10 protein-coding genes are annotated in these 12,781 nt (G+C 48.3%); all 10 read right to left on the minus strand.

The genetic code is table 11. The annotated features are described in order from the left end of the window. Positions 1 to 2: 2 nt before the first annotated feature. Positions 3 to 1,137 (minus strand): peptide chain release factor 2 gene (gene prfB / locus J2Z70_RS00450; RefSeq protein WP_245367888.1). Its coding sequence is split into 2 segments (ribosomal slippage): positions 3 to 1,043 and positions 1,045 to 1,137, totalling 1,134 coding nucleotides; the frame shifts between segments, so codons are not numbered across the junction. Between the two features lie 488 nt (positions 1,138 to 1,625). Next, positions 1,626 to 4,130, minus strand: a complete 2,505-nt coding sequence (gene secA / locus J2Z70_RS00455; RefSeq protein ID WP_036721232.1) for a preprotein translocase subunit SecA — start codon at positions 4,128 to 4,130, stop codon at positions 1,626 to 1,628. A 308-nt stretch (positions 4,131 to 4,438) separates the two neighbouring features. Then, positions 4,439 to 4,996 (minus strand): ribosome hibernation-promoting factor, HPF/YfiA family, encoded by a 558-nt coding sequence (hpf, locus tag J2Z70_RS00460; RefSeq protein ID WP_036721235.1) that lies wholly within the window; start codon positions 4,994 to 4,996, stop codon positions 4,439 to 4,441. 224 nt (positions 4,997 to 5,220) lie between these two features. Beyond that, on the minus strand, positions 5,221 to 6,675 hold the full coding sequence (locus J2Z70_RS33570; protein WP_209868403.1) for an S-layer homology domain-containing protein: 1,455 nt from the start codon (positions 6,673 to 6,675) through the stop codon (positions 5,221 to 5,223). 489 nt (positions 6,676 to 7,164) lie between these two features. Beyond that, positions 7,165 to 7,362 (minus strand): cold shock domain-containing protein, encoded by a 198-nt coding sequence (locus tag J2Z70_RS00470; protein ID WP_036721237.1) that lies wholly within the window; start codon positions 7,360 to 7,362, stop codon positions 7,165 to 7,167. A 240-nt stretch (positions 7,363 to 7,602) separates the two neighbouring features. Then, positions 7,603 to 7,938, minus strand: a complete 336-nt coding sequence (locus tag J2Z70_RS00475) for a flagellar protein FliT (protein WP_209868405.1) — start codon at positions 7,936 to 7,938, stop codon at positions 7,603 to 7,605. Further along, positions 7,931 to 8,323 (minus strand): flagellar export chaperone FliS, encoded by a 393-nt coding sequence (gene fliS, locus J2Z70_RS00480; protein ID WP_076080054.1) that lies wholly within the window; start codon positions 8,321 to 8,323, stop codon positions 7,931 to 7,933. The genes J2Z70_RS00475 and fliS overlap by 8 nt, the downstream gene beginning before the upstream one ends. 28 nt (positions 8,324 to 8,351) lie before the next feature. Continuing rightward, positions 8,352 to 10,235 (minus strand): flagellar filament capping protein FliD, encoded by a 1,884-nt coding sequence (fliD, locus tag J2Z70_RS00485; protein WP_209868407.1) that lies wholly within the window; start codon positions 10,233 to 10,235, stop codon positions 8,352 to 8,354. 17 nt (positions 10,236 to 10,252) lie between these two features. Beyond that, positions 10,253 to 10,645 (minus strand): flagellar protein FlaG, encoded by a 393-nt coding sequence (locus J2Z70_RS00490; protein WP_209868409.1) that lies wholly within the window; start codon positions 10,643 to 10,645, stop codon positions 10,253 to 10,255. 203 nt (positions 10,646 to 10,848) lie between these two features. Further along, positions 10,849 to 12,585 (minus strand): flagellin N-terminal helical domain-containing protein, encoded by a 1,737-nt coding sequence (locus J2Z70_RS00495; protein WP_209868411.1) that lies wholly within the window; start codon positions 12,583 to 12,585, stop codon positions 10,849 to 10,851. Positions 12,586 to 12,781: the final 196 nt, after the last annotated feature.

Raw genomic sequence — 12,781 nt, forward strand, 5'->3', positions numbered from 1 at the left:
TTTTATTCAGCTTCCGTCTTGATCTGGCTCCGCAGATACCCGTCAATGAACCCGTCCAGATCGCCGTCCATTACCGCTCCAACATTGCCTGTCTCTACAGAAGTGCGGTGATCCTTCACCATGCTGTAAGGATGGAATACGTAGGAACGAATCTGGCTGCCCCAGGCAATCTCGGATTGTTCCCCGCGGATCTCGTCCAGATGTGCCTGCTGCTCCTGAATTTTACGCTCATAGAGCTTGGAACGCAGCATCTTCATCGCCTGCTCCCGGTTCTTGATCTGTGAACGCTCATTCTGACAGGTAACCACCACGCCGGTTGGCATATGCGTAATCCGCACCGCCGAATCGGTTGTATTGATGTGCTGACCGCCCGCGCCGCTGGCCCGGTACGTATCAATCTTCAGGTCTTCCGTACGGATATCCACCTCGACGTCGTCAGCAATCTCCGGTACCACATCGCAGGATACGAAGGAGGTATGACGTCTGCCAGAGGAGTCAAAAGGCGAAATCCGCACCAGCCGGTGCACGCCCTTCTCTGCCTTGAGGTACCCATATACATTGTGGCCCTTAATTAACAAAGTTACACTCTTGATTCCCGCTTCATCGCCCGGCAGATAATCCAGCACATCGACCTTGAAGCCCCGCTTCTCCGCCCAGCGTGTGTACATGCGCAGCAGCATTTGGCCCCAGTCTTGGGATTCCGTGCCGCCTGCCCCTGGATGGAGCTCCAGAATGGCATTCAGCTTATCGTAAGGCTGATTGAGCAGCAGCTGCAGCTCGAACTCATCCACTCTGGCACTTATACTGCGGATCGTTCCGGCGATCTCCCCGGCCAGTGCGTCGTCGCCTTCCTCATCGGCCAGCTCCGCCATCATGGCAGCATCGTCATAATCCTGCTGGAGCTTCTCAAATTGATCAACCACCGACTTCACGGCATTCATCTCGCCAATCACGCTCTGCGCCTGATCGGGATCATCCCAGAACCCGGGAGCCGCCATCTTCTCTTCGAAGTTCGCTATCATCTCCAGCTTCAGGTCTAAGTCAAAGTGACCCCCTAAGGTTGGTTAATTTCTTGCCCATTTCACGCAGGTCCTGCTTCACATTAGGATCGATCAATTGGATCACATCACCTTTCATAATTGAATATTGCGCCGGGCTGCCGGTTTGGACTTACCGGTATGGACGGCCATCTATGCTGCTGTCGCTTCGCTTCAGCTGCTACATGGCCAGGTGTACGCCGTAACTGCGGGAAATGTTTGGACTTTCGACCGCTGTTGTGCCCAGATTCATTGATTATACCGCATAGCGGATAAAATCCGGGCACAAAGGCGGACGCTACCGCTCCTGCAGTTCCAAACTTTCCCTCCGTTACTTCCACCTCAGCCATAAAACATCTGAACATTCCCGTCAGCCGCACAGCTGTGCATCCGGACCACTCCAAGCCCAAAAAAGCAGCCGGGCCGCAAACGGGGAGTCCCCCGGGCCCAGCCGCTTTTTATTGTCATTATAACCTAAGTGCAAGTGCACAAAACAGGAAGTACGATCGGGTGAAAGGTACTCGCAGCTTAACGCCTGCTCATTATTTCACCAGACAGTAAATCAGCTAGCATTAGCTCTACTATATCTTACGCCTGGCCGTGGCAGTTCTTATACTTCTTGCCGCTGCCGCATGGGCACGGATCGTTACGGCCAACTGTAGATTCCACATGCACCGGACGCTTCTCAGCAGGCTCTGCGTTGGTGGAGATCTTGTCTTCCTCCACTACCGATTGGCGCTCCTGATTCGTCTCGATGTGCGCCTTCATAATGTAGGTCGCCACTTCCTCCTGAATGTTCGCTGTCATGGCGTTGAACATCTCGAAGCCCTCGAATTGGTATTCGCGCAGCGGATCGGTACCGCCGTAAGCACGGAGGTGAATCCCCTGACGAAGCTGATCCATGGCGTCGATATGATCCATCCATTTGCTGTCTACGGAGCGAAGCACAATAACCTTCTCGAATTCACGTACCAGCTCAGAGCCAAGACGCTCTTCACGTGCAGAATACTTCTCAAGTACACGGGCGAAGATGAATTCGATCATTTCATCTACTTCTTTGCCCCACAGATCATCGCGGGTCAGCTCATTTTCTTCCAAAAGCTTGCTGTTCACATAATCCGCAACCTCTTGCAGCTCCCAGTTCTCCGGGATATCGTCACTGCAGTGTGCATTCACAATACGGTCGATAACCGGCTTGATCATTTCCACTACGATGTCTTTGATATTGTCCGACTCCAGAATTTCGCGGCGCTGCTTGTAGATAATCTCACGCTGCTGGTTCATGACGTCATCGTATTGCAATACGACTTTTCGGATGTCGAAGTTATTGCCTTCTACCCGCTTCTGGGCAGATTCAACAGCCTTGGTAATCATACGGCTCTCAATCGGCTGATCTTCCTCGAATCCAAGACGGTCCATCATGTTCAGCACATTGTCCGCACCGAAGCGCTTCATCAGCTCATCACCTAGGGACAGATAGAACTGTGTCGAACCCGGGTCGCCCTGGCGTCCGGCACGGCCGCGAAGCTGGTTATCAATCCGGCGTGATTCATGGCGTTCTGTACCAATAATATGCAAGCCTCCAACATCGGTTACCCCTTCGCCCAGTACGATATCCGTACCGCGTCCAGCCATGTTCGTGGCAATCGTTACGGTTCCCGGCTGACCGGCATAAGAGATAATTTCGGCTTCTGCCGCATGATGCTTCGCATTCAGCACCTGGTGTCTTACACCCTTACGCTTCAGCATTTCAGATACGCGTTCAGAGTTCTCAATCGATACCGTACCTACCAGCACCGGCTGATTCTTCTTGTGGCGTTCCACAATTTCAGCGACAACAGCGTTGAACTTGCCGTTTTCACTTTTGTAGACCACATCCGGCATATCAATACGCTGATTCGGCTTATTCGTAGGAACCTGAAGAACCTCAAGACCATAGATCTTCTTGAATTCCTCTTCTTCCGTCTTCGCAGTACCCGTCATGCCGCCTAGCTTGCGGTACATCCGGAAGTAGTTCTGGAAGGTGATGGTAGCCAGCGTCATACTCTCATTCTGGACTTCAATCTCTTCCTTCGCTTCAATAGCCTGGTGCAGCCCGTCGCTGTAACGGCGTCCCTGCATCAGACGGCCGGTGAACTCATCGACGATCATAACCTCGTCTTCATTCACCACATAATCGACATCCCGGCGCATAATAGCGTTCGCCTTCAAGGCCTGTACAATATGATGGTTCAAGGTAACATGGCTATGGTCATACAGATTCTCTATCCCAAAAGCACGCTCAGCCGTAGCCACGCCCTTCTCGGTAAGCGCTACAGACTTCACCTTGATATCCACGGTGTAATCCTCTTCGGCAGTGAGCTTCTTCACGAAACGGTCTGCTGCATAATACAGCTCTGTCGATTTCTCAGCCTGGCCGGAGATGATCAGAGGGGTCCGTGCTTCATCAATAAGGATGGAATCGACTTCGTCAATAATACAGAAGTAGAGCGGGCGCTGTACCATCTGTTCCTTATAGAGCACCATGTTGTCGCGCAGATAGTCGAACCCGAATTCATTATTCGTGCCGTACGTAATATCGCAGGCATATGCCGCTTGTTTATCATTATGGTCCATGCCGTTCAGGTTCACCCCAACGCTCATGCCCAGAAAGTTATAGATTTGTCCCATTTGCGCACTGTCGCGCTGAGCCAGATAATCATTTACGGTGACGACATGCACGCCTTTACCCAGCAGCGCATTCAAATACACCGGCAGCGTTCCAACCAGTGTCTTGCCTTCCCCGGTCTTCATCTCGGAGATCCGGCCTTCATGCAGCGCCATACCCCCAACCAGCTGAACGTCAAAATGCCGCATGCCCAGCGTCCGTTTGGAAGCTTCGCGTACGGTAGCAAAGGCCTCAGGAAGAATCTCTTCCAGGGTCTCACCTTTCTCAATACGGGCGCGGAATTCCGCTGTCTTCGCCTGCAGCTCTTCATCCGTAAGCGATACGAAATCCGGCTCCAGCCCATTAATTACTTCGACCGTCTTCATGAGACGTTTGACATCCCGTTCATTAGTGTCGCCAAATATTTTCTTAACAAGTCCTAGCATGGTTAACCCCTTTCATGCAACACAGATGGTGGAACCGAGCCCATCCTCATAGATTGAAAGGGCCATATATGATTTCGATTCCGCTGCTTCATAAATTGTAACAGTTTGTAAGAGAAGCCGCAATACAAGCCGCCCTAACCTTATTCTGTATAATCCCCTTACATGAGGACAGATGATGGCATTTTAATGAAACTTCTATATATACGCACAAGAGCCCTATTCGCTTCAGGCGAATAGGGACTCGTCTAATTGTCCACGTTAGGCTGAACCGAAGCCCTTGCTTATTCCAACAATTCCCGGTCCACAGGTTAGTTCTGCTCGATCAGACCGTACTTGCCGTCATCGCGTTTGTAAACTACGCTCACTTCGGAAGTGTCAATGTTGGAGAACACGAAGAACGTATGTCCAATCATGTTCATTTGCAGAATCGCTTCTTCCACATCCATAGGCTTCAAGGTGAACCGTTTGTTCCGCACAACCTCAAGATCATCATAATCCTGTTCCTGCTCTTCAACAGCTACGGCGCTGCCCGAACCTTCAACGAACAAGGTCTTCAGGCTGCCTTCCTGACGGAACTTGCGATTAAGCTTAGTCTTGTGCTTGCGGATCTGACGTTCCAGCTTGTCCACTACGGCATCGATGGATGCATACATATCATCGCTGCGGTCTTCCGCACGAAGCGTCACACCAGCTAGAGGAATTGTCACTTCCACCGTATGAAGGCCGCGAACGACGCCAAGCGTCACATATCCTTCAGAGGTAGGGGGTGCTTCGAAATACTTCTCAAGTCTGCTGAGCTTCTTATCAACATAGTCTCTCAAAGCGTCGGTCACTTCAATTTGTTGACCTCGAATGCTGAATTTCATAAGGCACTCCTCCTTTGTTTACTTTTCCATTATAGCAAATTGTCAGGGCTAAGTAAAAAACAAATCATGACAGACTTTACATTCACCTAACAATAGATGTAACAGACCTGCCGTAACAACAAACGGCCCGGCTCGAGCATAATGCCGCCCTCGCCGGACCGAATACTGATTGCTGTATTATTTCACGCTGAAGCCTGGATTATGAATGATTTCATTCATCAAGATTACTGATTAGTGTGAATACGCAGAAGCTCTACAGGTGACAAGGTACCATTAGAATCTGTGATAAAGAAGACTTTGTACGCTGTATTGGCAGTGAGTCCAGTCAGGTTAATGCTGTGTTTCACAACTGGACTGCCTGAGATTGTACCAGCCCAAGGCCCCATTAATGTAGCACCTGTACTGTTCTGCCCTTGGGAAATCTGTAATGCAGTTGGATCAGCTTCTGTTGCCTTAACCACCACATATTTCAGAGGGGTTACTGGTGTACCCGTCTGCCCGTAAGAAGCATATACATCGGCAGTCGCCGTTGTTACATTGGTGATCCCAACCTGAGCGACCGACCATGCGCTGCCTGGTGCTGTTTTCAATTGAAGCGGCGTTACGCCGGACCAGTTACCAGAAGCGTCAGCCAGGGCAACATAAACGGTATAATCCGTATTTGCAGTCAGACCATACACCGAGAAAGCAACGGATGTGCCGCCAGTAGCCGCAACTTGGCCGAAATGAACGCCTGCTGTTGTAGCATTAATCAGTCCGTCTTTCACTTGTGCTGCAGTTGGTGCGGTTACGTTCATGCTGTATGGAGCAACTACATAATACACGGCTCCTGTTACAGAAGGCGTAACATATACATCAGCGGTAACAGAACCTACATGGCCGTAAGTCACGTTGCTTACAGACGGCAAGGTAACGCTACCGCCTCCTCCACCACCGCCTCCTCCGCCAGTGCCGCCACCACTACCGCCGCCAGGAGCTGGAGTAGCTGTTGGGCTGGTGCTTGGCACAGGTGTTGCAGAAGGAGCTGGTGTTGCTGTCGGTGCTGGTGTAGGCGTTACTCCGCCTGTAGCCGGCTTATGCACAACTGAGTTGCTTATAATTCCCACCGCTTCGGCACGGGTAAGGGATTTCTTCGGACCGAAGGTTCCGTCAGGATAACCGTTAATGATCTTCTTCTCAGCCGCTGAGGCTACGGCCACCTTGGCCCATGCCGCGATCTGAGCATTATCCTTGAACTTAAGCGGAGTAGAGCTTGTACTCAGCTTAAGCAGCTTGGCAGCAATAACTGCTGCTTCCTGCCGGGTGAGCGGGTTGTTGGCCCGGAAGGTATTATTCTCATACCCGCCAATATAACCGGCCTTCACAGCTTTAGCCACTTCACTGTAGACCCAATTGGATTTTTTCACATCCGTGAAGTTAAGAGTAGCTGCTTCGGTGAACCCGAACAGACGATTTATCAGTGCCACATATTCACCACGGGTAATTGCCTTATTCGGCTTAACCGTTCCGTCAGGATAACCACCCAGGTATCCTTTATCCAGCCAGCTCTGCAGTTGCTTCTGCGCCCAGTGTCCTTGAATATCCTTAGGTGCAGGCGCTGCGGACACACTTCCCAGTGATCCAAGCAGCATTGAAATACCAAGTACTCCGGCCGTAAGGCCACGCCACAATTTCTTCATTCTTTTGTTCATCCTCCTGTGAGTGTGATGGGCATAGGCTTCACTGCATGACTTCTTACCAAAAGATCTTTCGGAAGCATACGCCTAAGCAATAATGAGAGTGCAGACTAGGCAACAAAAAAGCCCAACGGTTTCTATTACCCATATTTTGGAGGATGTTAACATTTTTCCGTAACTAATTTTTACAAAGTGTCCAATTTAGGACTCTTTTCATCTCGAAATGTAGGCCATTTACTCGAAATTGAGAATATTTATAAGAAGAATGTAAGAACAGAGTCATACGGCCCCTCCTTACAAAGAACACCTCTCGAACTCTTATCCCCAGCTTTATACACAGTTTATCCACAACAGACAAAGGCACATCATTAGACAAAAGCAACTTCATTCACTGCATAAAAAAGACCCAAGGGAGATCCCCTTGGGTCTAACGCTAGCGTTGTCTCAATTGCTAACCATCTACCATATATGTAGGTCGGCTTCGCCGGATGATTATAATTTGATGACGTTAGCTGCTTGTGGTCCGCGTGCGCCTTCAACGATATCGAACTCTACGGATTGGCCTTCATCCAAAGTCTTGAAACCGTCAGTTTGAATCGCGGAAAAGTGTACGAATACGTCGCCACCATCGGAAGTTTCGATAAAACCATAACCTTTTTCTGCGTTAAACCATTTAACTTTACCTTCCATTGACTAAACATTCCCTTCGTCATCAGATGAACGTGAGTCTTGCTCACAATTCGACTATACCACCGCAGCTTCTCTATTGTCAATTGGAATAGTAAATGATTACTTTCAATAATTTACCAGGGTACAATCGGCATCAGAAATGGATAGAATTCGGTAATATAAGTTACAAAAAAAGGAGCAGACGCTTGTAAATACCCGTCCACTCCCCTATTGAAACAGGAAAAATCTATTATTTTCTGTTTATTTTTTGCGGTCCATCAGGAAGCTGTCCGGGGTGTAGGCCGTCTCGTAGGCATTGCGCTGGATTTTGGCTTGGCCGCGCTTCTGGAGGAAGTCTTGGGCTTCCTGGCGGAGGGCGTTCATCCGGTCCAGCAATTCATTATCATGTGACAAAATAAGATTAATTCCCTGTTTTTGCGCTTGTGTTGCCGGACAAAATTCGACCTCTTGTGTGATGGAATCGACAAGATTCTGCCGCTCCTCCACAAAGTCTTCAAGCTCCTCATAGGTTGCGTCCTGAAGCCGGTCCATCATCTCCCCAGTCAGCCGATCCAAGTTACGGATAAGCTCATCCATTCGCAATCTCAGTCTGGCTGGCCGCCAGCTTGGAAGCCTGTAGCCAAGTCTCACGGAGATCTGTAAGGTAGCCGATGGCTTCTTCAGCCTTCTCGGGGTTCTTCTGGATGTTGGCCTGAATTAACAGGTAGTTCGTATATTCGTAAAGGGAGTAGAGTCCCTTCGAGACTTCAATAGAGTGATCCAACGTACTCATCAACTCACTGATGATGGTCTGAGCCTTGCCAAAGTTCAAATTGGACTTCTCCAAATCCTGCTTGTTCAACCCGTCCACCGCAGTCTTCACGAAGCGAATGGCCCCATCATACAGCATAATCACGAGTTGCGCAGGTGTTGAAGTCTGGACAGAAGACTGGCGGTATTTATCATAAGGAGATTTAATCAAATTGGTCACCCTCTATTGTGAAATATTCTTATTTGCCGGTGGAGAAGAGGCTGTTGGACTGGGATTGCAGCTTGTTCATGGCGGTTTCCATGGCGGTGAATTGTTTGTAGTAACGGGTCTCTGTGTTATTTAACATCGTGGTCATGACATTGAGCCGCGAGTTGTATAACTTCATTTTCTTACCCATCACACTTTCTTCCTTGAATGTACTGGTAAGGTCCATGGAGTATCTGTTCGTGCCTGCCCGCTCCGATAGTTTCTCGATGGCCGATGTGATTTTGTCAGCCATTTTGTCGAAAATCCCCTCTTTGGGGGCACTGGCAGGGCCTTGCAGCAGATCCATTGCGAGCTGCGGATTCGCATTGATCGCCGTATTCAGCTTCTCCTCATTAATCACAAGCTTGCCGTTCGACGTATAATTCCCGGTCGTAATGCCTAGGGTGCTTAACGGCCCCAGTTTATCACTAATTATGCTGCGCATTTCAGACAATACGGACTTGATAATATCATCATTCTTGAGCAACCCGCTCTGCGCCTTCTCGGTCCAGGTTTTGACGTCAGCCTCTTTCATTTCAGCCTTCTGCGCATCCGTCAGCGGCCTGAAATCACGATATTTGGCTTCGTCAATCTTGGAATTCAAGGCTAGGATCAGGCTGTTATAATCTTCAACGAAGCTCTTGATGGACTCAACGGCTTTGCTAGAATCGGTCTGCGTTTTGATGATGACAGGCTCATCCGCTTTGGTAACCTCCAGCAATGTGAGCTGGACGCCGTTAATGGTAAACGTATTGCTGGTTACATTATCAATATCCACATTATTAATCTTGACTTCACCATTCTCGCCTGTGATTGTCTTAGTAATTGAATTGTCATCTGACGGGTTTGATTTCATCCCGTTAAAGAGCTTCATGAATCCGTAAGAGTTGCCGCTAAGGTTGACAGCCCCTTTCGGATTACCAGGATCTGCTACTATCCCGGTCAGCTTCAAAGTGCCGTCTGTCGTAAATTCTGCATTTACCTTTGCATCAGGGTCATTTTTGATGGTATCCACAATTTTATCAATAGTATCCGAACCCTTGAACGTAAATGCTTTACCATTGATACTAAATGTAATATCTTTGACTTCGTCATCGGTCAAAACAGAATTATTAAGCTGGTTCGTAAGCTGCGTCAATGTAGTGGAGCCAGTAGCGCCTGTAAGCTTATTCGTCTCTGCAACCTTCTTCGTAGAGAATAACCCTAGAACTGTATTGCTGCTTGAAGGGGTCCCCATCGTTACCGTACCATCTTTGCCGCCCGTTTTGGAGGCGATGGTCAGCTTTCCGGTAATTTCATCATAACTAGCGATCGCATTAGCCTTCTCAGAAGAATTAATCGTTGCGACCAGCGTCGAGATCGAGGTCATGCCGTTGAATAGGGATTTCCCCTCCTTATCCTTGAAGGTCTCGCCGTTGATGCTGATGTCGAAGCCCTTCTTCAGGTATTCCTCCATATCCAGACCTCGCATGCTTCCAAGGTCAACGCCATCAAGTGCTGCCAAGGAGGTCGTAGCCGGTATGCCTTGTCCTAATCCGGCTGTCTCATATGTAGTTCTTGTTGCCAGCTTTGTGACCTTAACAGTCATCTCCTGGCCGGTTGCCGTTGATGTCGCTTCTGCTTTAAGCGCGGTCGTATTGCCGCTTAGCACAGCCTTCTGGGCATTCAGCGCTGCGTCCCTGCCATATTTGGTAACTAGTTTATTGGTCCGGAAGTCATACAGCTTGCTGTTCATCTCCCGGTAGCTCTCACGTGTCCATTGTAGAATTTGTTTGTCCTGATTAAGCTTGTCCAGCGGTACCCGCTTGGCAGCCATCATACTCTTCACCATACTATCGATATCCATACCTGAGAATCCATTGACCCGAGTAACCAAAACAGCACCTCCCTCTATTAAATCTTTTCGTCTATAAGAATACCTGCAAGCTCCATCATATTCGCCACTAGATCCAAAGTCTTCTCCCGGGGAACTTCACGTATTAACTCACCGGTATCTTTGTTAAGAACCTTAACCATAATATCATGTGTCTTCTCGTGGATGCTGATCTCCAGCGTGGTCTGGGGTCCTTGCAGAGATTTTACTGCCCGTTCTATAGTGCGGATAAGTTGTTCCTCACCTACTGACACACTCGCTCCCTGCTTTTCCTTCAAGCTCATATCCTTAACATCTCGGATACCCCATACTTGATCTACAGGCGCTACTGACCCTGTACTGGACGGTACTGCTTCAGGCTTGCTCTGTCCACTTGTTGTCGTACTAGCAGTAAGCGAAAACTGTACATTCATTAACCCCGACCTCCACCAACACTCATTTTTATACTTTATATATCGGTTACATTCAGGGATAATTTAGGACTTACCAAAGATAAACATAGAAATATCAAGTATTAATAGAGTTTTCGTGGAAAAGTAAGAGCTTAGGGCGACAAAAAAAGCTCCGGGAAAATCCCGGAGCTTGAAGATGTAATATGTTTGAGAATGACTTGAAATTAACGAAGCAATTGCAGAACGCCTTGTGGCTGTTGGTTAGCCTGAGCCAACATAGCTTGTGCAGCCTGTGCAAGGATGTTGTTCTTAGTCTGTTGCATCATTTCTTTCGCCATATCAACATCACGGATACGGGATTCAGCTGCAGTCAGGTTCTCAGAAGCTGTTCCCAAGTTGTTGATAGTGTGCTCAAGACGGTTCTGAGTCGCACCTAGTTTAGAACGTTCGCTGGATACAGAAGCAGTTGCTTTGTCAAGAATTGCGATAGCAGCAGCTGCGCCTTCTTTAGTAGCAATGTTCAGAGCAGCTTCGCCCTTAACATCGTTAGTTCCGTCAGTAACAGTGTTAGTTGCTGTGAAACCAGCATCGCCGGCTTTACCAGTGATACCCAGAGCTTTGGAACGCATGTCGTTGATCGACAAGCTCATGGATTGGCCAGTGTTAGCACCAATTTGGAAGGAAGTTTCGAATGCTTTTTGAACTCCCCCGTCTTTGATTTCGATGTTGTTACCATCCAGGCCGCCTTTAGCAGCGGTAATGGTTAGAGTACCTGTTGCGGCTGTAAATTTAACTCCATCAATTTTGCTTCCTACAGTATCAGCAATTGCTTTCGCAATTGCATCATCTTTATTACCTGCAGTTGCAGCCAAAGCAGTATCAATAGCTACACCAATACCTTTGCCTTTGTATGCACCTTCACTGGCATTGTAGAACTCAATTTGCTGATCACCTACAGTAAAGCCTTTACCAACAAGTGCTTTCAAAGCTGTATCGTCAGTACCTGCTGCAAATGTAACAGTGCTTGTTGCGGCTACAGCTGCTGTCGATGAACCGGCATTAGTATTACCAGCACCTGCAACGTTAGCAACGACACCTGCGCCTGTTGCGGTCGCTGCCGAAACGTTACCAGCAGCTCCTTCAAACTTTCCACCTTTTACTGCCTCAATGACAACATTACCACCAGTTACTTTGGCAGTGTATTGGCCTTTTAAGGTGTCATTTTTGTCGATCATTGCTTGCAATGCACTTGCAATAGCTGTTTCCTGTCCTGGAAGATCCAAAGTACCAGTTCCTACTCCGATTGTTGCAGCATTACCAGTTACAGTGGTATCCTGCACTTTACTTTCAGTAGCGGCAGCTGTTGCATCTGTAGCAAAAGTAGCAGTTAAAGTCTGACCATTAATAGTGTAGGCAAGTGTATTACCGTTTGCAAAAGCAGTAGTAAGATTATCTGATCTTTTAACTTCAGTTGTAAAAGCTGCTACTCCACCTGCAAGTTTTGTATCCGCTACTACAGTCGTACCAGCCAAGTTCGCTTTCCCATCACCTTGCAGCAATTTCTGAGTGTTGAACTCAGTTGTGTTACCGATACGGTTGATTTCGGAAGTCAGAGCGTTCATTTCATCTTGCAGCGCTTGACGGTCGGAATCAGTGTTGGTTCCGTTCGCGGATTGGTTGGCGATTTCGCGTTGACGTTGCAGGATGGAGTGAGTTTCGTTCAAAGCACCTTCAGCTGTCTGAATCAAGGAGATACCGTCTTGAGCATTACGGGAAGCCTGATCCAAACCGCGGATCTGACCGCGCATTTTTTCGGAGATTGCCAGACCGGCAGCATCGTCACCAGCACGGTTGATGCGAAGACCGGAAGACAGCTTCTCAATATTTTTGTTAGTGTTTGCAGTGTTGATGGACAATTGGCGGTGAGTGTTCAACGCCGGTACGTTGTGGTTAATAATCATTTGATATTTCCTCCCTGAAATTGAGTTAGTTCCACATCCATGTGGTAAGCACTGAACCATTAAGGTCGGCCGCCCTGCCGGCTCAATGCCTAATACATATATCGACGGCTTGGCCCTAACTGTTTAGATCTTTTTTTCTTTTTTTAATATTTTTTTGATTCTTTACTATGATCTCAAAAACGATCGCAAAAAAACC

The organism is Paenibacillus silagei (assembly GCF_017874735.1).
Taxonomy (GTDB): Bacteria; Bacillota; Bacilli; order Paenibacillales; family Paenibacillaceae; genus Paenibacillus_AQ; species Paenibacillus_AQ silagei.